At 53.2% G+C, this 20,629-nt stretch carries 17 protein-coding genes; 6 read left to right on the top strand and 11 right to left on the bottom strand.

Annotated elements, in window-relative coordinates; genetic code table 11:
* Window positions 1-98: 98 nt before the first annotated feature.
* On the bottom strand, window positions 99-2,039 hold the full coding sequence (locus N7326_RS08395) for a solute carrier family 23 protein (RefSeq protein ID WP_259079819.1): 1,941 nt from the start codon (window positions 2,037-2,039) through the stop codon (window positions 99-101).
* Window positions 2,040-2,193: 154 nt separating this feature from the next.
* On the opposite strand from N7326_RS08395, the gene N7326_RS08390 reads away from it, so the two are divergent.
* Together N7326_RS08390 and N7326_RS08385 are read left to right on the top strand one after the other, a co-directional pair.
* Window positions 2,194-2,820, top strand: coding sequence for a hypothetical protein (locus N7326_RS08390; protein ID WP_259079821.1), 627 nt, complete (start codon window positions 2,194-2,196; stop codon window positions 2,818-2,820).
* Between the two features lie 270 nt (window positions 2,821-3,090).
* The gene (locus tag N7326_RS08385; protein WP_263088476.1) at window positions 3,091-3,675 is read left to right on the top strand and encodes a class I SAM-dependent methyltransferase; all 585 of its coding nucleotides are present in this window, start codon (window positions 3,091-3,093) and stop codon (window positions 3,673-3,675) included.
* Between the two features lie 44 nt (window positions 3,676-3,719).
* Here N7326_RS08385 and pflA read toward each other — a convergent pair whose 3' ends face one another.
* From pflA to N7326_RS08370, 3 genes are all read right to left on the bottom strand, one after another.
* Window positions 3,720-4,586 carry a pyruvate formate-lyase-activating protein gene (gene pflA / locus N7326_RS08380; RefSeq protein WP_259079828.1) on the bottom strand — a complete coding sequence of 289 codons (867 nt, stop codon included), beginning with the start codon at window positions 4,584-4,586 and terminating at the stop codon, window positions 3,720-3,722.
* A gap of 91 nt (window positions 4,587-4,677) precedes the next feature.
* Entirely contained in the window at window positions 4,678-4,929 is a 252-nt protein-coding gene (grcA2, locus tag N7326_RS08375) for an autonomous glycyl radical cofactor GrcA2 (RefSeq protein ID WP_259079829.1), read from the bottom strand.
* Window positions 4,930-5,056: 127 nt separating this feature from the next.
* Entirely contained in the window at window positions 5,057-7,138 is a 2,082-nt protein-coding gene (locus N7326_RS08370) for a pyruvate formate lyase family protein (RefSeq protein ID WP_259079833.1), read from the bottom strand.
* 565 nt (window positions 7,139-7,703) lie between these two features.
* Between N7326_RS08370 and N7326_RS08365 the strand changes: the two genes are divergently transcribed.
* Window positions 7,704-8,765, top strand: coding sequence for a sialidase family protein (locus tag N7326_RS08365; protein WP_263088472.1), 1,062 nt, complete (start codon window positions 7,704-7,706; stop codon window positions 8,763-8,765).
* Here N7326_RS08365 and N7326_RS08360 read toward each other — a convergent pair.
* Together N7326_RS08360 and N7326_RS08355 are read right to left on the bottom strand one after the other, a co-directional pair.
* Window positions 8,762-9,898 (bottom strand): alpha/beta hydrolase, encoded by a 1,137-nt coding sequence (locus tag N7326_RS08360; protein WP_259079836.1) that lies wholly within the window; start codon window positions 9,896-9,898, stop codon window positions 8,762-8,764. The two genes, N7326_RS08365 and N7326_RS08360, sit on opposite strands and share 4 nt — an antisense overlap.
* 162 nt (window positions 9,899-10,060) lie before the next feature.
* Complete coding sequence (locus tag N7326_RS08355; protein ID WP_259079838.1) at window positions 10,061-10,801, bottom strand: YggS family pyridoxal phosphate-dependent enzyme; 741 nt, start codon at window positions 10,799-10,801, stop codon at window positions 10,061-10,063.
* Window positions 10,802-10,873: 72 nt separating this feature from the next.
* Between N7326_RS08355 and N7326_RS08350 the strand changes: the two genes are divergently transcribed.
* Window positions 10,874-12,160, top strand: a complete 1,287-nt coding sequence (locus N7326_RS08350; protein WP_263088469.1) for an alpha/beta hydrolase — start codon at window positions 10,874-10,876, stop codon at window positions 12,158-12,160.
* 158 nt (window positions 12,161-12,318) lie between these two features.
* Window positions 12,319-13,257 carry a bile acid:sodium symporter family protein gene (locus tag N7326_RS08345; RefSeq protein ID WP_263088468.1) on the top strand — a complete coding sequence of 313 codons (939 nt, stop codon included), beginning with the start codon at window positions 12,319-12,321 and terminating at the stop codon, window positions 13,255-13,257.
* A 51-nt stretch (window positions 13,258-13,308) separates the two neighbouring features.
* Here the strand turns inward: N7326_RS08345 and N7326_RS08340 are convergent, their stop codons facing one another.
* The 5 genes from N7326_RS08340 to brnQ form a co-directional block, all read right to left on the bottom strand.
* A complete protein-coding gene (locus N7326_RS08340) occupies window positions 13,309-14,760 on the bottom strand; it encodes a dipeptide ABC transporter ATP-binding protein (RefSeq protein WP_263088467.1) in 1,452 nt (483 codons plus the stop codon).
* Entirely contained in the window at window positions 14,760-15,587 is an 828-nt protein-coding gene (locus N7326_RS08335; protein ID WP_263088466.1) for an ABC transporter permease, read from the bottom strand. The genes N7326_RS08340 and N7326_RS08335 overlap by 1 nt, the downstream gene beginning before the upstream one ends.
* A complete protein-coding gene (locus N7326_RS08330) occupies window positions 15,588-16,529 on the bottom strand; it encodes an ABC transporter permease (protein WP_259158676.1) in 942 nt (313 codons plus the stop codon).
* Window positions 16,520-18,058: an ABC transporter substrate-binding protein gene (locus N7326_RS08325; protein WP_263088465.1), complete on the bottom strand. Its 1,539-nt coding sequence runs from the start codon at window positions 18,056-18,058 to the stop codon at window positions 16,520-16,522. The genes N7326_RS08330 and N7326_RS08325 overlap by 10 nt, the downstream gene beginning before the upstream one ends.
* 354 nt (window positions 18,059-18,412) lie before the next feature.
* A complete protein-coding gene (gene brnQ / locus N7326_RS08320) occupies window positions 18,413-19,777 on the bottom strand; it encodes a branched-chain amino acid transport system II carrier protein (RefSeq protein WP_263088464.1) in 1,365 nt (454 codons plus the stop codon).
* Window positions 19,778-20,117: 340 nt separating this feature from the next.
* Here brnQ and N7326_RS08315 point away from each other — a divergent pair, with 340 nt between their 5' ends.
* Window positions 20,118-20,615 carry a hypothetical protein gene (locus tag N7326_RS08315; protein WP_259289610.1) on the top strand — a complete coding sequence of 166 codons (498 nt, stop codon included), beginning with the start codon at window positions 20,118-20,120 and terminating at the stop codon, window positions 20,613-20,615.
* Window positions 20,616-20,629: the final 14 nt, after the last annotated feature.

The following is a 20,629-nucleotide window of genomic DNA, read 5'->3' as shown; positions in this document are numbered from 1 at the left end:
AACGAGAGTATGCCAAAGCACAAAAATCCATCGCCAGGCCATAAGCATTGAGCCAGAAAAAAGCCCCACCAGATACGGTGGGGCTGCTACGGGGTATTTTAAGAATCGACTTCAGTAAACTTTCGATCCCACGCCGACCGAACAGGGTTGGCGTCGGCAAGCAGGAGATCGAAACGATCATTGGCGATTTCCACAATTTCGGCGAGAAGAACGCGCCGCTCTTGCTCATCGGAGTTGCCCAATCGGCGAATACCCGATTCAATGATCGATTCCACAGTGTCAGTAGTATCAAGGTAGGCCACATAGGGAAGGCCGAAGCGTTCCTTATAAGCACGAGAGATATCTTGGATCCGTTGGGTTTCTACGTCATCGAGATCATCGATACCGATAGAACCACGGTCGGAGGAAATTTCTCGCGAGCTGACGGTATCGGCCATCAAGAGAGCCGCCATATCGGGGTAATCGTTAATCAGGTTGAGTTTGTCCGTTTCGCCGGCGGTGAGCACAGATACCTGGATAGCGCTGCGTAGCTCGTTAATATCAGCGAAGGGGCGAGATTGCCAAGCGCGCTCCAGCGGCCAGGTTTGCTGATTGAAAAGCGGCCGCAGTGCCGCAACGAACTCTGCCTTGTTCATAGCGTTGAGATCGGCTAAAGATACTCCCTTATCGCCCGTTCGGGCGATATCCGAGCCCGCCGGTTTCCCGATATGGAAGAAGAGGAGATTGAGCACGATCGCTGCGATAGCGCCGATAGACATGCCCGAGGAAACGAAGATACGTGACCACTCGGGAAGAGCCAGCGCAATTGACGGTTTGAAGGTCACCAACATGGCCAAACCGAGAGCGGTGCTCACGATGACGGCATTGCGATTGTCGTTGAGATCAGCCTTCGCGATGGTTTGCATTCCCACCCAGGCAACTGCAGCAAACATTGCGAGTGAGGCGCCCCCGAGCACGGGGGAAGGAATCGATGCGACAATGGCGCCCGCCTTGGGAAGGAGGCCGAGAATGATCATAAATCCAGCAGCAGCCGCAGCAACCCAGCGCGATTTCACATTCGTAATCCGCACCAGCCCGACATTTTGGGCGAAGCAAGTATAAGGGAAGGAATTCATAATGCCGCCAAGGAAGGTGGAAAGACCATCTGCCCTCAGCGCGCGCTTAATATCATCTCGGCGGATTCGTTTTTTCACGATCTCACCAGTGGCAAAAACATCGCCCGTCGTCTCCACCATGGTGATAATCATGACAATAATCATCGAGATAATGGCCGCGATATTAAATTGCGGGATACCGAAGTAAAAAGGCGTAGTAATCCCAATAGGAGCGGCTTCGGCAACTTTATCGAGGTTGGCATCGCCTAGAATTAATGCCACCGTGGTGCCCGAAACCAAACCGATCAGGATGGCAAGAGTACCGAGAAATCCTTTGAAGAAGCGCTGAGCGAGAATAATAACCAGCAGCGTGCCAGCTGCGTACGCGAGATCTTTGGTGGCCGGGGTGCCGTCAGCATAATTGGTGAAATCATTAGCTGAGACAAAAAGGAGCGAAGTACCCATGACGAGGAGGACAGAACCTGTCACAACAGGGGGGAAGAATTTTAGGAAGCGAGCGAATATGGGGGTGGCAAAAAATGTAAAAAGCCCTGCTACGATCACGGCTCCGTAAATCGTTGGCAGGGCTTCAAGGCCACCTTCACCATTGGTGACTCCCATCCCGATGGCGATGATGGGGGCGACCGCAGTAGTGGTCACGCCTTGAATAATAGGAAGGCGCACACCGACGTGCTTTCCAATGCCTACCGCTTGAATCAGGGTAGCAATGCCGCAGGTCAGTAGGTCGGCATTAATGAGGTGGATGGTAGTTTCAGCGTCGAGATTGAGCGATCCTGCTATCAAAAGGGGCACGATAACCGCACCGGCGTAGAATGCCAGAACGTGCTGAAGGCCGAGAGCGGCGAGCCGCGAGGCACCGGGGACTTGATCCACTGGGTGAATAGGTGGCTGTATAGGCGGCGTAATGCCTGCAGCGGAAGTCACAAAAATCTCCTTGGGAGTGTGCAAATCGAAGTAGTGTAGGGAGAATTTTAGCCGTGTGCGCAGCGAAAAGTCCTAGGAATAGCGACCCCTTGTGGTTAAACGAACAGTGCCATATAAACTGTGGTTTAGATCATGGGGCGGGTGAAGGAGAATGATGAGTAGATTCAATCAAGCACAGGAAAGAGCGACCGCAGCCCTCATGGACGCACTGCGCCAGTGGGTGGGGGTCAAAGACTGCGAACTCGGTGAAATATTAGTAGCCGGCACCCCATGCCCAGAATTTCACTGGGCCTTTAACCTCAACGAGATTAGCGTAACGATAAGCCGTACTGGCAGCTATGTATTCCAGGCGATATTTGTCAACGAAATAGATAGCCAAGAAGAGTATGAAGAGATTGACCAGATTCGGACCGCTCTTACTCAGCACGGAGCCATTGATCCTACGCTCGCCCTCAGCGACCACCAGCGCAGTCAAGCCCTGCATGCCCGCCGATATATGGCAGTACAAGGCGCCCCCGAGCCCTTAAGGACGTGGGTCCACGAGCTGTTCGACGCGCTTATAACCTTCCACATGCCCATAGAACCAGCGATTAGAATCTCTGATTTCATTGAATTACACATGCGGAGAGGAACTGATTACTATCTGCTCGGTATCGTAAAAAACGATAAATATATCCTGGAATACGAAAACGCTCATGGTGAAATCACTGGCTGGCAGGAATCAGATCCTAAGAAAATGCTCGAAAGACTATTAGCTTTGGATCTAATCGTCCCCCTATAAATTTGCGGCGGGGAAGGATGGCTCAGCTTAATCAAAAGGATCTGTGTGTGGGCTACGCCGCGATGCATGGGGTGACGGATCCCCGCTACCTAGCTAGGGAGCGAAACGCCTCGAGATTACAAGAATCAGTACGACCATACTGAGGGCGCTGTTACGCAGCGGTGTCGCTACGTAAGACTTTCCGCTGCTAGTGAGAGCGTCGTGTTCGGTGCTTAGGACATGAGCCTTCGACAGCTCGTAATTGCCAACAGGCCTCGATACACTGTGGCTATGCCTACATGGAAAGAAATTCTCGACCATAACCCCAACCACTCCGAGCAGTACGCCCAGCGCTGGTATCGATTCCAAGCGGAGGGCCGCGATATCGTTGGTGAAGCACGTTTAATTGATGCGCTCGCGCCCAGGGGGGCGAAAATCCTCGACGCCGGCTGCGGAACAGGCCGGATAGGTGGATACCTCTCCCAGCAGGGTCACCATGTTGTAGGCACAGATCTCGATCCCGTGCTCATTGATTATGCTCGCAAGGATTACCCCGAGGCGCGGTGGGAGGTCGGGGACTTATGCGTTGATCCACTCCCGGGTGACAATTACGATCTAATTGTCTCAGCCGGCAATGTGATGGGCTTCCTGCCACCTGAGGGAAGGTTGCCTGCTTTGAAGAATATCGCGCGAGTGTTGAGCGCGAACGGTCGCGCTGTTATTGGGTTTGGAATCGGCCGTGGCTGGCTCTTTCCCCACTTTCTCGAGATGGCACGCGAAGCTGGTTTTAAAGAGTCACTGCTGCTAGAGAGTTGGGATGGACGACCTTTCGAAGCCGATTCTGAATTTTTAGTTGCCGTTCTAGAAAAGGCCTAAAATATTTACCCGCATGCCAGAAGTGTGGCACGCGGGTAAATTTTTTAGTAAACGGTGAAGCCGAGTTGTCTAAAGACGTCTCGAGTCTTCTCCACTGACTCTGGTGTGGGAGGTTTGACCCCCTCGAGGGTGTACTTCATCCCCATGCTCTTCCACTTATCTTCACCCATATTGTGGAAGGGCAAGACCTCAATGCGCTCGATATTGTCCTTCCATTTGCTCACAATATCGGCGACTGCCTGGATATTCTCCTCGGAATCAGTGAGTCCTGGAACAAGGACGAATCGTATCCACACTTTCTTACCGAGGGCGTTGAGGCGATCGCCAAATTCCAAGGTGGGTTGCAGAATGCGCCCTGTAACCTCATGGTAGACCTCCGGGATACCGCTTTTAACGTCAAGGAGCACGAGATCGATATTTTCAAGATCGTCGTCGCTCAGACGTGAGCCAAGGAAGCCTGAGGTATCGATGCAGGTGTGAATGCCGGCATCATGAACCTCTTTGAGCACTCGCCTGGTAAAGGCGATTTGGAAGAGGGGCTCGCCGCCGGAAATGGTCAGCCCGCCGCCGCTGGCCCGGAAGACGGTGGAATAGCGCTTGATTTTGCGCACAATATCCTCGACCTTCTCGAGGGTCCCTTCCTTCATCTCCATGGTGTCGGGGTTGTGACAGTATTGGCAGCGTAGTGGACAACCCGAGAGGAAGAGTGTCATGCGGGTGCCAGGGCCGTCGACGGCGGTGACAAGCTCCCAGGAGTGAACGAGGCCGATATCGCCAGTGCGACGGGCGGCAATGAGTTCGGGGCGTTCGATGGTGAGGTCGATGCCTGCACCGATACCCTGGGCAACACCGCGAATACGCGGGCCCGAGCCAGGGGCGAGAGTTACAGTGGTGTTAATTCCATCAGCCATAGTAAAAGTTCACGTCCTCGAAAGAAGTATAAGAAAACGCGCGAAAGCTGCAAATTATCAGTTTTCGCGCGTCCGAAGATCTACGCTCTATTTAAGCGTTGTGGTGGAAGGTACGCGAGAGAACGTCGCGCTGCTGCTCCTTGGTGAGCTTCACGAAGTTCACAGCATAACCGGACACACGAACGGTTAGGTTCGGGTACTTCTCTGGGTGCTCCATAGCATCTTCTAGGGTAGCGCGGTCGAGCACGTTGATATTGGCGTGGTAGAGGCCAGAGCCCATATTGTTGCGGGAACGGGCAGCTTTCATATCAGCCATGCGCTCTTCGAAGGATTTTGCAGACATTGGGTAGAACCTTTCTGAAACTAAGTAGTTGTATATGCACCTCAAATATTTGAGGATTTTTCCTGCTTGGGGCCCATCTTAGTCGAAGATGAGCCCCAATTTCTAGACTTTTAGTCTGGAATATGGCCTACCCGTTTGGGCAGGAAGTATCCATGATAAAGCCAGCGTCGAGGATGCCAACCAAGTTCGCAACCTGCTCTTCCTTGGTACGGCCCAAGCCGGAAGGAGTGATCGTATTGGTCAGCGAAATGCCGTCAAGGGCGTCCTCATAATCCAGCTTGCCCACCGAGAGCATGGAAGCAACCATACCGTGGGAGTCGAGGCTGTTCTCTGGGTTAGCGCCCGGTGCAAATGGGGTACCAGCCTTGTGGCCGGATGGGAATGCACCAGTAGCCTTGCCGTAGACCACATTCGAGGTGATGGTCAGCACCGACTGGGTAGGAATGGCGTCGCGGTAGAGTGGGATCTCTTTGATCTTGCTCATCACGGTGTGCACGATGGTGGCCGCAATATCGTCGGCGCGATCGTCGTCATTGCCGTAGATCGGGAAGTCGCCCTCGGTGACGTAGTCGACGATGAGACCTGTTTCGTCGCGAACGGGAGTGACCTTGGCGTACTTAATGGCGGCTAGGGAGTCTGCCACGATGGACAGGCCAGCAATGCCGCAGCCCATGGTACGAATGATCTCAGAGTCGTGCAGTGCCATCTCGATGGACTCGTAAGCGTAGCGGTCATGGCAGTAGTGGATGATATTGAGGGCTTCCACATAGGTGCCAACAACCCAGTCCAGCATGGCCTCGTACTTATTCCACACATCGTCGAAATCGAGTGGGCCATCGCCCTGAACAGGCTCATATCCTTCAACGATCTGCTTGCCAGTCACCTCGTCACGGCCGCCATTGATGGCGTAGAGGAGGGACTTGGCAGCGTTGACGCGAGCGCCGAAGAACTGCATTTGCTTACCAACCGCCATCGGGGATACACAGCAGGCAATGGCTGCGTCATCGCCCCAGCGATCACGAATCTGCTTATCGGACTCGTACTGTACTGAGGAGGTCTCGATGGAGATTGCCGAGCAGAATTCCTTATAACCGTTAGGCAGGTTCGGATCCCAGAAGATGGTGATATTAGGCTCTGGTGCTGGCCCGAGGTTGCGCAAGGTTTGGAGCAGACGGAAGGAGGTCTTGGTGACCATGGGGCGACCATCTTCGGCGAAACCAGCATCGGACCAGGTTGCCCAATAAGGGTCGCCCGAGAAGATCTGATCATAATCGATGGTGCGCAGGAAGCGGACGATGCGAAGTTTAATAACCAGAGCATCGATAATTTCCTGAGCGTCAGCCTCGGTAATCAATCCACTCTTGAGATCGCGCTCGAAGTAGACATCGAGGAAGGCAGACAGGCGTCCGATGGACATAGCGGCGCCATCCTGGCTCTTCACAGAGGCGAGGTAGGCGAAGTAGGTCCACTGCACGGCTTCTTTAGCGGTGGTCGCGGGGCCTGAAATATCAAAACCATAAGACTGTGCCATGGTCTTGAGCTTTTCGAGGGCGCGAATTTGCTCCTGGTGCTCCTCGCGGTAGCGTGCCCAGTGCTCAGAGAAATCTGCACCATTGACAGAATCCTTTGCGGCCTTCTTCTCATTAATGAGGAAGTCCACACCGTAGAGGGCTACACGGCGGTAATCACCAATAATGCGGCCGCGACCGTAGGCATCGGGTAAGCCGGTAATGATATGGGAAGATCGAGCCGCGCGAATGCGAGGAGTGTAGATATCGAAGACCGCCTGGTTGTGGGTCTTGCGGTATTTCGTGAAGATTTCCTTGACGCGCTCATCTGGCTCAAGCCCAGCCTCGCGAATGGCCGTCTCAACCATGCGCCATCCGCCGTTAGGCATCATGGCGCGCTTGAGTGGGGTGTCGGTCTGCAGACCGACGATAACGTCATCGTCTTCGCTGATATAGCCAGCTTTGAAGGCGTCGATATCCGCGGGGGTTTCGGTATCAACGTCGTAGACGCGCTTCGCGCGCTCCACTTTGAGGTAGTTATTTTCTAGTTGATCCCAGACGCGGAGAGTTTTTTCGGTGGGGCCTGCAAGGAATGAGGCGTCACCTTCGTAGGGGGTGTAGTTTTCGAGGATGAAATTGCGAACGTCAATATTTGTTTGCCAATTTCCGGGTGCAAAATCCTGCCAAGCAGTGGTGCTCACGAGTAGTCTTTGACCTTTCTGCATATATTAATTTTCTAAGTCGACTGTAGTGCTGAGGAATAATCCCTGAAGTTCTCGGCGCCCCTGGATGGTCGAAGTATGACCTCGACGTGCACCGCTTTCGGCATGCCGCTTTTCAGCAGGCACGCTGTTCCTCAACGTCCTTACCTTCAACCAATCTACCCGTTCTAATAAGAATTTCCATAGATTCAATGTGTGGGCTTATTGACAAATAAGCCCGCTCGGACTTTTAGCAGTTCAGGGGCAGTTAGGGTTATAATCCGAAAATGTGCAGTTTTCGCCGCTATTGAAACTGGTTTTATAGAACTTAGGGGGTGGTAAATCGGGAAAAAGGGGGTGAAAGTAGCAGGTTTTACCGAACTTATCTAATCGGGTAGGGGGTGTGGAGCCCCCGATTGTGGGGCGTATATGCGGCGAGTCTATTGGGGGTGATAGGGGGTATTTTCTCTGTGATATTAATGCGGTAGATGGGGGATAATCGGGGGTACTTAGTGGGTAAAATCACAAGGTGATCCCCGGTCCATCATCTGTACCATCGACATTTATGATCCCCCACCAACCACCCCACCTTCTCGTGAATGCCGCACAGCTAAGTGCCGCCGGCACCGTTGATCCCCGTACCGTAGAACTTCGGATCCCAGCCATTGCATTCCTCGATGGGAGTGATGTGCTGCTCTTATGTGATAGCAGATTGCCGGCTGACGACGACACCGGGCTTGGCGGCGCGATGCCTAGCGATTTACCAAATCCCAATTCGCTCATTATCGGTCGCGGTACTATCGATGGACCTATTGAATACGAGATCTTCCGTTCCGGATCCACTCATCCACGTCAGGGATTCTCTGATCCCGCCATCATTGTGGATGGTGTTAACCTCGCAGTAGTGTATGCGCGCAGTCATACGGTGGGATTCTTCGGCTCTCAAGGCCGTGACAGCGACCAGGTTTTGCACAGTGAAATTGCGATCTCCCACGATTGTGGACGCACCTTTAGAACCCACTCTCTCACAGATATGGTTGTCGGCGATTATGCAGGGGCTTTTGTGACCTCTGGGCATGCGGTAGTCAACCAGGGGCACTGGATTCTTCCCGTCGTTATGCGCGACCACCAGGGCAGAACGTGGCATCGCGCACTGATTAGCCACGATAAAGGTGACACGTGGAGTGCGGGAGAGGTTATCGGCGACGATATGGATGAAACCTGCTACGGCGTTCACTTAGGCCAGTTATATCTCTCCGCGCGCCGTACCTCAGCCTATGAAACAGGGGAGCTTGGCCGCTATAGGGCAATCAGTTCCGATTATGGGCGCAGCTGGAATACTATTGGTTTTTCCTCCACGCCCCCGGCTGCAGCCTGCAATGCCAGCTTCGTCGATACGCCTCACGGCCTCGTCTTCGCCTACAGCGGAGCAGGGCGACAGGACGGTTTCTTAGAGATCGTCGACCCCCACACCTACTCAGACCCCACCCAGCCTATCTCGCAGAAACCGCCTCTGCGATTCCACACAGGGCCGTGCGGGTATATCGACCTTGCCTACCATGATGGTTATCTGGTGGTGGTCTACGAGGTCCTCGGCGAGATCTGGATGTGCAGCTTTCGGTGCTAGGAACTAGCCGGCTCTTTGTCGGACACGCGGCTATAGACCGAGTTCCACCCTTTGCACAGCTGGGGGCCGTAATAAGCCCACGCGTGCACCCCGCTGTGTCCAATATCAGTTTCAGGCTGTGGGAGGCCCAGTTCGCGCATGCGCTTGATAAGGATGCGGGTCGAGCGATAGGCTGCTTTTTCCAAAACCACCGCACCTGGTAGTTCATAGCGAGGATGGCCGCGGTGCAGCCTGATATCCTCATCCGTGATACGACCATTAGCGGTAAAAAGATAAACCGGAAGTGCTCCGAGCCCGTGAGGATGATCCGCAATATCTGCGGCCAAGCGTCGCTTTGTCATCCCATGACCCCAAATATTATCGGGTTCCGCCCCCACGCAGCGCACAATGGCTAGAACCATTCCACGTCCGAGAGCCCCAGACGTGGAATAGCAGCCTGAGAGACCAATAACACCGTGGAAAATATCGGGATGACGGGCCGCAATTCGTACGGCTCCAGCGGCTCCCATAGACAATCCGCCGATAATATGGTGTCCGTTAGCTTTAATCCCATTGAGAGGATCTTCTATAATGGGGAGCAGTTCTTTGCTGATAAAAGACTCCCATTGGTGGCGGCCCACAACTGGATCGTCGTGCACCCAGTCCTCGTAGAGGGAACCAGGTGCCTGGGTAGGCATGACCACCGTGGCATTAGTGGTGGCGAGGAACTGCGAGAGCTGACCTTCGCGAAGCCAACCAGACTCCTTGGGGGCCGATACCCCATCAAGTAGCACGAGGGTGGGAGCGGGGCTATCGCTATCACGCGGGCGTACCACCTGAACCTCGACGACGCGCCGCATACTCGGACTGCCGATTGACCACCGTTCGACCCCCTCGTGCTGAGGATCTGGGCTGATGCCTACGAGGGTGGCTGCGGCAAAATCCTGGCGAGGTGGAGTTTCGTCGAGCATATAGGAATAAATGGCAGGAATTCTGCGCCAGATTAGGGGCGTGGATTGCACCACTGCAAGGGCCAGCGGAATCAGCGCATCAGCGATGGGGCTGTTGAAAATTCGTTGCATCCGCCGTCCGAATACGTCATCGGCTCCAGCGCTATCCGGCATCGTGACCTCATCTATCCGTAGCTTTAACATAGCTTTTATATAAAGGGAAAGCGGCACCAGGGCTATCACTCCTAGCCCTAATGTCGCGAGTGCGCTAACAGTATAGCGCCAATAAGGGCCATGTGCGTTACCGGAAACCGGCCTGTTTCTTATGCACATGATCCCAAAGATCGTATGCCTAGGAGTACAGCTTTAGGAATAAACTGAGGTCGGCCGATGGCCAAATATGGCTGTTCCTAGCCGCACAATAGTGGATCCTTCGGCAATGGCCCAGCGAAAATCACTGCTCATCCCCATCGATAATTCCTTCAGTTCAACCCCATCGGGTATAACGCACAGGAGTCGATCACGCAGCAGCCGCAGGCGCTCGAAAGCCCCTCGGACAACCTGCTCCGACGGAGAATAAGGAGCAATTGTCATCAGTCCGCGAATATGCAGGCGTTCGAGCGGAGCAATGTCGGCCATTATCGCTTCAGCGTCGCTCGGGTGAATTCCACTTTTAGATTCCTCGCCCGAAGTATTGACCTGAATGAGTACGTCGAGATGCCGATCGAAGTGCAGAAGGCGTTTATTTAAAGCCTGGGCTAAGCGCACAGAATCGAGTGAATGCAGCCTGGTGGCATACTGGGCAACCTCGCGCGCTTTATTGCGCTGGACAGGGCCGATAATATTCCACTGCAAACCCGGGAGTGCTTGGGCTTTGGATGCCATCTCTAAGGGACGATTCTCCCCAAATTCCTTGATGCCCGCTGCAACGGCGAGTTTAATTATCTCAATATCGAAGGTTTTTGAGACGGCCAAAAGTTGGATATCGGGGCCATCGCTGCGACCGTAATCAGACGCGGCGGCGCTGATCTCCTTTTTCAGAGCCATATAGCGGGTGTGAATATCGTCTGGACTCATAGGGTGCTCGGGAATTGAAATAGACATCATGAATAAAGTGTAATCGCTAGAGGGTGGTGTGCTCGCTGTACGCTGCCTAAAACCCTGCCTACAATTGACGGCATGAACGCAACAAGCACCCAACCCATGCGGTATTTTGGTCATACCATCATTGACCACCGACTCGAGGTACCGTGGGATCCTAGCGACAAAGATTCTGATACTTTCACTCTTTTTGCTCGTGAGATCTACGCCGATGAAAATCTTCCCGCTATGGTGTATTTCCAAGGTGGACCAGGTTTTCCTGCGCCGCGGCCGGTATCAGCGTCGGGTTGGCTGAGCTTTATGTTGAAACACTATCGCCTAATCCTGCTGGATCAACGCGGCACCGGGTATTCGCATCGGATCGACGCTGCTAGTGATCCCCGCGATCGAACCTTCGAGCGTCTCGTATTGTTGCGGCAAGAAAATATTATCGCTGATGCTGAGGCGCTCCGAGAATATCTTGGCATTGATCAGTGGAGTGTCATGGGGCAGAGCTACGGTGGTTTTTGTATACATAGCTATTATTCCCTGCACCCCGAGGTCATTGACAAGGCCTACCTCACTGGTGGAATTCCAGCAATCCACCACTGCGCTGATGAAGTTTATACCCATACCTACCGCAAGCTAGCGCAGCGGCATAAGGAATTCTACCGGCATATCCCTTGGGCTGAGAGCCGGATTCGAGAGATCGCTTATCACCTTGATAACTCCGAGGAGATCTTGCCCACCGGGGAACGCTTGAGTTCGCGTCGCTTTCGAACTATTGGGATAAACCTAGGCCGCGGGAGCGGTTTTATGGATCTGGCGTGGCTGCTGGAAGAACCCTTCCACATAGTTAGAGGAGAGAAGCGGCTCCGCCGCGATGTCCTCGATCGGATCTCTGCACAGGTAAGTTTCGAACAGGGTCCGCTCTATGGAGCTATTCACGAGTCCATTTATGCCGGAGTCGGCGGATTAGGAGCCACGAAATGGTCAGCGGAGCGAATGCGGAATCTTATAGACGGTTTCGCCGAGGATCTCGACCCCATTACAGCAGAGAATTACTATCTGACGGGCGAGCATATCTATCCGTGGCAATTTGATGAGGATCCAGCTTTACAGCCCTTTAAGGAGGCCGCGGAGAAACTGGCCCACCACGAATTTACGCATTCTCCCTATAACCCCGAGATCCTTGCCGGTGCATCGCGCATGGCCGCAGCTGTGTACGTGGATGACATCTTCGTCCCTTTTGAATTATCCCTAGCTACAGCACATACCTTAGGAGATATGAGGATGCATATGACGAATTATTACCAGCACGATGGTCTGCGTGAAGACGGAGCAAAAATTCTCGAAATTCTGCACCGCAAATTGCTCGATCATTAGAAATATAAGGTCTCGTTTGAAAAGAAGTCCAATTTCTCATACTATCGACCTCACCGCGCCCATCCGCGCCGCGGTGAGCATTATATATTGAGCGCTGCAGCCCACCCATAGCCAAAAAGTGCCGATTCCCATCAGTTAATTAGAGAAGGATTATGGTTTTGGCTGCACCCGAAGCCCGCCGCGCACAGGCGATTGTTCTGATATTTCCGGCCTTTATTGTTCTCGGCTCCATTGTGGCTCTCATTTTTCCAGCCCCTTTCGTCCCGATTACCGGATATATAAACTATTTTCTCATGGTGATTATGTTCGCCATGGGTCTCACCCTGAGCATTCCCGATTTCAAACAGGTCATGCTCAGACCACTACCGATTATCATCGGGGTTATCGCGCAATTTGTCATAATGCCTCTTTTGGCTTTAGCGGTTGGACGCGCCCTTAACCTTGACCCCGCCCTGGCCGTCGGGCTGCTCATGCTTGGATCCGTACCTGGCGGAACCTCTTCCAATGTCATTGCCTTCCTTGCTCGCGGCGATGTCGCGCTATCAGTGGCAATGACCTCGGTGTCCACTCTTATTTCGCCGATCATGACCCCGCTGATTATGCTCTTGCTTGCCAATGCTCATACTGGGGTCAATGCCACCGGGATGGCGTGGGCCTTGGTGCAAACGGTGCTTATTCCAGTGGTATTGGGTTTGGTTATTAATCGAATTGCTCCCCATCTAGTGGCGCGTATCGTGGGATTTTTGCCGTGGATCTCTATCTTCCTCATCGGGACGGTGGTCTTCGGGGTGGTGGGAAAAAACGCTGATAATTTAGCTACGGTTGGTTTGATTGTTTTCCTCAGCGTTCTCATTCATAACGCTTTGGGTTATCTACTGGGATACCTCACCGGCCGAATCACGGGACTATCGAGAGCACAGCGCCGCACTGTCGCTACCGAGGTTGCCACCCAATCTGCCGGTCTCAGCTCTGGTATGTCCGCGCAATTCTTCAGCCCCGAAGCTGCCCTACCCGGCGCGGTGGCGGCAGTATGGCACAATATTTCCGGCGCCTTCTTTGTGGCATTATGCCGCCGTCGAGATATAACCCACCCATAAAATGAAAGCATAAGATAAAGGCCACGATGGAAAATCGTGGCCTTTAGTGATTTAAGCGTGGCGGATGAGGTCGGGGACCGCGTCAATGAGCGCCTGCGTATAGGCGCTCTGGGGAGTACTCAGTACGTCTGACACGGGACCCGACTCCACAATATGGCCTTTATTCATCACCAGGACATCGGTGCACACGCTTCGCACCACGTGGATATCATGGGATACAAAAATCAGGGTGAGTCCTAATTGATCAACCAAAGAATCGAGCAGCTCGAGGACTTTCTTGCGAACGCTAACATCGAGCGCGGAGACGGGTTCGTCGGCAAGCAGGATATCAGGACGAGGAGCCAGGGCGCGGGCTAATGACAAACGTTGCCGCTGGCCGCCCGAGAATTCGTGCGGATAGCGATCCATCATCTCGGGATCAAGACCCACCTCGTGAAGAACTTCTCGTATTCGGGCATCATCTCGACGAGGAAGAGTCTCGGAAATGATATCGCGTATCTTCATTCGCGGATTAAGGGAGCCCATGGGATCCTGAAAGACCATCTGTATGCAACCCGTGGTGGACAGAGCCCCGGACGTTGGCTTTTCTAATCCAGCCAACAGTTTGAGTGTGGTTGTCTTCCCAGAACCAGAACCACCAACAATACCTAAACGCTGCCCACGGTAAACCGTGAAATCAATATCGTCGACCGCAAGGCTATGGCGTCCAAAGCGCTTTGACACACCGCGCATATCAGCCACGATCTCATCGGATACTTTAGGTTTGCGAGCCTGCGGGAGGATAGACGCTGAGACCAGCATCTGAGTATAGGGATGCTGTGGCTGGCGTAGCACCTGATCGGTGGTGCCTGTCTCCACAATTGTCCCCTTGTTCATGACGAGGATGCGCTCGCAGGTCGAGGCCACCAACCCGAGGTCGTGGGTGATAAAGAGCAGTGAGGTGCCACGTTCACGCACCAGCTTCATAATGAGCTCAATAATCGCCCGCTGGCTGGTGACGTCCAATGCTGTGGTCGGCTCATCGCAGATCAGTAGCTCTGGATCGTGCGCAAGCGCCATGGCAATAAGAACACGCTGACGCTGACCGCCGGAGAGCTCGTGCGGATAACGTCCTAGTAATTCACTATCTAGTTCTACTTTGGCTAAGAGCGCCGCTGCCTTGCGGTCGGCGTTGGTGCGCGAAACCTTTTTGTGGATCCGCACCGCTTCGGAGACTTGCGCCCGAATAGTCATCAGAGGATTAAGCGCCGTCATGGGTTCCTGGAAAATCATGGCGACTTTCTTCCCCCGTAACCCGCACAAAGCCTGCTCCGAGAGCTGATCGAGCCGGGTTCCATCCAGGCTGATGGCGCCAGTTGAATCGATCAGACGCATAATGCTTAAAGCAGTGAGTGTTTTACCGGAGCCTGATTCTCCGATCAAACCAACGCGTTCGCCCCTGCCAATTTCGAAGCTGATGGCGTCGATGACGCCATGGGTTCTCAATTCTTCGACTTTTAGCATTACAGAGCCGCCTTTCTATTAAAACGGGGATCTATAACATCGCGGAGGCCGTCGCCTAAGAGGTTGAACCCGAGCACCGTCAACGCGATGGATAGCCCCGGCCACAGGGCAAGACTAGGAGCGGTTGCCAGCGAGGACTGTGCAGTCTGCAACATTCTTCCCCAACTAGGATCAGGGGGAGGAGTGCCTAAACCGAGGAAGCTCAGTCCTGCCTCCGCCAAGATGGCTAGCGCAAAGGAGACGGAGGCTTGAACGATAATCACACCCAAGATATTGGGCAGCACATGGCGGTAGGCAATATATATGTTGGACTTCTGTGCAGTTCGCGCTGCTGCCACATATTCGCGCCCCATTACCGATAGCGCCGCCGCCCGGGATACGCGAGCGAAGGCAGGGATTGAGGCGATACCAATGGCGACCATAGCAGTGATTGTGGTGGCACCAAAGATTGCAGTGGCAATGATTGTGAGCAGCAGGCCGGGGAAGGCCAGTAGGAGATCTGAGGCGCGCATGATGATGGTTTCCGCCAGGCCTCGGCGCATCGCAGCCCAGATCCCCAAGGGCACACCACATAATAGGGCCACTGCTACCGCAACGACACCCACCAGCAAAGTGATACGTGCGCCTACCATGATCTGGGAAAAGACATCCCGCCCGAAGCGATCGGTGCCCATGATGTGGGCAAAAGAGCTTGATTGTAGCCGTGCACTGGGATGAGCTTGTAAGGGATCGTAGGGAGTCCACACCAGTGAGATGAGAGCAAGAATGACCACGCAACCGATAATGGCTCCACCGATCATGGCGGTGGGGGGAAGTTTCCGCAACATTTAGACACTCCTTCGGGTGCGGGGGTCAACCAGGGCATAGGTGACATCAACAAGGGCATTAACCACAACCGCGAAGATCACCAAGATCATCACAATTGTTTGAACCGTAGGAAGATCGCGGTTAGTCACAGCGGTGAGGAGTAAGGAACCCAAACCTGGGATCACGAAAACCTTCTCGATGACCACCGCGCCGATAAGAAGCGAGGTAAGTTGCAAACCCAAGACCGTTATCACGGGCAAGGCTGCATTGCGTAGGCCGTGAGCTCGCAATGCCTGCGCGGGGCTTAAGCCCTTAGCTCTCGCGGTGCGCATGAAATTCTCGTTCATAACCTCCAAAATGGCGCCTCGAATATAGCGGGTCATAATGGCGCCTTGAACAAGGCCCAGGGAAATAACGGGAAGGATGAGATGCGAAAGGAATCCCCCAAAATCCTGATTAGGCACCTCCCAGCCATTGGCTGGGACCCAATCAAGCCGGATGGCGAAGGTGGCCACTAAGAGGATCGCAGCGAGAAAAGAGGGGACCGCAATACCCACTTGGCTTAGAGCGGTAATGATCACTCCGTCGAGATTGTGGGCGCGGTAGCTAGCCCACATACCTAGTGGGATCGCGATACACAGGGACACAACCATCGCGCAGATAACTAAGATCATGCTGACCTGAAGGCGATCAAATACCTGGGTAGAAATATCGGTGCCCGAGGTGAGCGAGATCCCCAGATCTCCTCGTAAAAGCCCCCCAATCCATTGGGCATATTGGATCCACATGGGTTGATCAATACCCATCTTCGCCTCTAGATCAGCTACCGATTCCGCCGTGGCGGTGACACCCAGGGCGATCTCAGCCGGATTACCAGGGATAATACGCAAGGCGATGAAGATAACCACGCTGGCGATAAATAGTGTGAGCGCATAGCGGATCAGAGCGTTAACTATTCGCATGCTTGGTCTCCTTGGGTGGAAATATCGGCAAGCAGGAGTCCATCTGCCACCGAATTAATTGGGATACCGCACACTCCTTGGCGAGTCACCACCACGAGCGGCAAATTATAAAGAGTATCTGCTGGGGCCTGCGCCATGATTTCGGCGACGACGTCTTTCATCATCGATGGGTACTCAGTCGCGGGCGCTTGGTCTGCGGCCTCGAGGAGATTTTGAACCTTCTTGTCGTTATAGCCTAAGTAATAGTCGGGATTGCCGAAGATATTGGGGATATCGCGCGGTTCAACATGCGCAATGAGCGACATATCATAATCTTTAGCCTTATAAACTTTCGCTAACCACACCGCTGGAAACTCGGTGGATTCGATGGTGACCTTAAAGCCAATATCGGTCAGTTGAGAGTAGAGTAATTCGCTCGCAGCTTGGGCGTAGGGCAAAGAGGGGACCGAGATCGTAATCGGAGTGCCTTGAGCGTTGGCCTCTTTCATGAGCGCCTGGGCTTTTTCCAGGTCATAGTGATAGCTGGAGGTGCCGGTGTACCACGGATCGGTGGGAGCGACAGGAGTGCCACCAGTATCGGTGCCATAGCCCTCCCAGGTGGTATCGATAACGGCTTGGCGGTCGATCCCATACATCACCGCTTGGCGTACCCGGATATCGTTAAAAGGTGCCCGGGCATTATTCATGCTGAGTAGAGCTTCGCCGTTGGTGGTACCAACCTCAACGGATAGATTCTTATCAGCCCTTAAACTATCGAGCAGCTCTGGGGATTGGATGCCGATGGCGGCATCGATATTATTACTGCGCACCGCGTTGGTAAGAGCGATTGCATCGGTGAAATAGCGAAAGACCGCTCGGGAATTCTTTGGGGGATCCCCCCAATAATCTTCACGTGCATCCAAGCTTAAGGACGTGCCCACGGACCACCGGTCGAGGGTGTAGGGGCCGGTACCGACGGGTGATTCCGCGAGGTTGTCTACCCCATTCGGGCTCATCATAGCGCCGACGAGGGTACCCATGGCCCATAGCCAGGTATTCGATGGACGTTTGAGAGTGACCTTGAGCGTGAGGGGGTCGATGACCTCTACTGAGTCCACGACATCCATTTGCTTTTTTAATCCATTCGACCAAGCATCACCAAGGACCCGTTCGATTGAAAAGCGGGCGGTTTCGGCATTAAAACTATCACCATTAGAGAAGGTGACACCCTCGCGGAGATAAAAGATATATTCGGTACCATCGGGGGACTTATCCCAGGATTGGGCTAAGAGGGGCTCAATGTCCCCCTCCTGATTAATGCGAACGAGACCTTCATAGATATTGCCCATGAGGGCTTGAGGAATCGCCGCGCCGCCGGTGGTCGTGAAGTCAAGACTCGCAGGGGCGGCGGAGACTCCAACGGTTACGGCGTTGGAGTCTGAGAGCTGTTCGTGCACGCTTTGGCTGGCGGTACTGCCCGCAGAGCAACCAGATAGAAAAATTCCGGCTCCCGCGATGCTAGCAAGCGCGATGCGAGTGTTATTGGACATGGTTCAAGAGTAGTGGTTTGCGCGTGTAAAAAAAATTTTCACACACACTTAAATCCCCCCGTATGGACACTAAAGTCAAGATTAAAGAGACGGTATTTGAGGGAGGGGATCCACATCAAGAATCGACCCTCCTCGCCGGGGGTGTGACGCCCCCAATGACAGGCGTGGTTTCAGCCTCGGAACTGGCAGTTCTGCATCGGTATTGAGATGATTGCCATGAGGGTAGACAGGAAGAAACCGGACTGGCCTACGCGGTAGAAGTTATGTCCGGTTCTTATTTAGTTTTCACAATTCTTTTTCGAAAATTGTGAGCACTCATACTTTCACTGAATAAGTATTAGTGATTATTTAATATTACTGGGTTTGGATATTCTCGTATGCCTTCTTAATGGCGGCACGAGATCGCTCAGGATTGAAAAGATCTAGAAATAATCCAATGGTTAGAGCCACCAGAGCGGGAATCAACCACCCAAAATTGGCTTCCTGAAGTGGAGCGGAGCTTAATAAATCAGGCATGACGGTTGTGGTAAAACTCCATGCCGCCACCGTCCACACGGCAAAGCGGAAACTATAAAAGAGCGGTAAAGGCAGGAAATGACCGAAGAAGGTCAGGGCCACCACCGTAATAGCAATGGGGTACAGGAAAATGATAATCGGGACAGCAAGAGCTAATACCGTTTCCAATCCTGTGGTGGCAATCACGCAGGAAATAACGGCAAATCCCGTCAACCAGTAGTGATAACGCACCGCTGGAACCAGAGACTGAAAGAATTCACTGGTTGCAGCCAACAACCCAGTAGCAGTGGTCATACACGCCAAAACCACAATGCCTCCGAAAACAACCTGGCCTTGGAAGTTAAGGACTCGCAGCGCGGCAGCAGATAATAGGGCAGCACCTTCGGGATAGCTTTGGCTGTCTTCTAAGTGGAGGCCGATATAGGCCAGTCCGAAATAAATAATTGCCAAGAGCAGCCCCGCAACTAAGGCGGCTACCGTGGTGGATTTATGAACGGGAATTGAGGTGCCAGCCGTCGAGCGCTTGACAGCGGAAATAACCAAGATGCCGAATGCGAGGGCGGCCACGGAATCCATAGTCATATAGCCAGCAAATAAACCGGTAGCCAGCGGGGAGGTTTCGTAATCCGGCAGTGGGCTAGGGGAGGGGTTCTTGAGTTTAAAAAAGCTCATCACAATCAACACGGTGAGGAGGAGCAAGAGAGCGGGAGTCAAAATGGCACCCAAGTGATTCACCAAATTGCCAGGCCTAAAGGCTAATGCATAACAAATAACAAAGAAGAGCACGCTAAAAAACAAGGAAGCACTCGTTGAAGTCCATCCCGTGATGGGGCTAATAGCCACGGAATAAGCCACGGCAGCGGTACGCGGAATACCGAATAAAGCGCCAATTGCTAAGTACACGGCAACAGAGAAGGTAACGGCGAAGATCTTGCCGGCACGCGCTGGCAACGAGCGAATATCATGCCCCGATAACCCCATGGTGATGACGGTAATAATGGGCAAGGCCACAGAACCGAGAAGAAAACCAATAATCGCGGGTGTGAAATTAGCGCCTGCGCCAGCCCCCAGAACGGGCGGGAAAATGAGGTTTCCAGCGCCGAAGAACATCGAAAAGAGCATAAGCGCGATGGGGGCTAAGATCCGTGGGCTCAGTATCGAGGCACTGCCGGATTTCTTAATCACGGTGGGTTGAGAAGACATAGGTAGCGGGAGCTTTCCTTAAATTAATCGTTAAAGACTGTGATCGAGTAAAGCAGCGGTGATAGATGCTCAACTCATCGCTTATTTCTTGGTATCGCACAGAGCGGCCTCGTAGCCGCTCATCAAGACCGTGCCCCTACCAAAACTGGATACTTAAGGTAGCTGGTTCATCCTGCGGTGATGGTGGCTGCAGACAACCAATAAAGGGTGTAGAACAAGTTGTACAAACTATACAGCAACGCGGGCACTTTTCTCATCTGAGATCGAGCCGTGACTAATCGGCTCATTTATTGCTACTATTTTCCTGAATATAGTTCACCAACAATATGGGTCGAGGACGATGAAGATACTAAAGTCTGCGAATATGCTTATCGCTGCGGCACTGGCATTAAGCCTTGGTGCCTGCGCGGCGTCGGAACAGCAAGAGCCCATTAAGACGCAGGTGGCCCAAGCCCAGGAAACGTCAGCCGCACCCCAATTTAGTGCCGTCGATATTCCCGAGAAGATTGTCACAGACTTAACAAAACCCGCCGAGGACCCAGGGCTTAATATCAAGGTGGAACTGCAAGCAACTGGATATAACCAGCAAGCAACAGGTTCAGTTATTTACCTGCTTGTCACCAATACTGGCGATATAGCGCTTCCTCCTCAAGAACTACAGGTGAGCTTAGATGGTGCTGAACTCGTTCCTGAAGGCACCATCGACCTAGACCTTCCTTTAGGTGCTGGGGCTTCGACGAATCTGCAGTATGCCTTTGCCATCGATTATTATCAGCTCTCCCAAGCGCGGTTGAAAGTAGGTAACCTCGTCTTTGAGGGCAACCTCAATAGCGTATAAGTACCCAACCAAGA

Source organism: Corynebacterium sp. ES2794-CONJ1, from assembly GCF_025660615.1.
Lineage (GTDB): Bacteria > Actinomycetota > Actinomycetes > Mycobacteriales > Mycobacteriaceae > Corynebacterium.
This window is presented reverse-complemented; position numbering and strand designations above follow the sequence as displayed.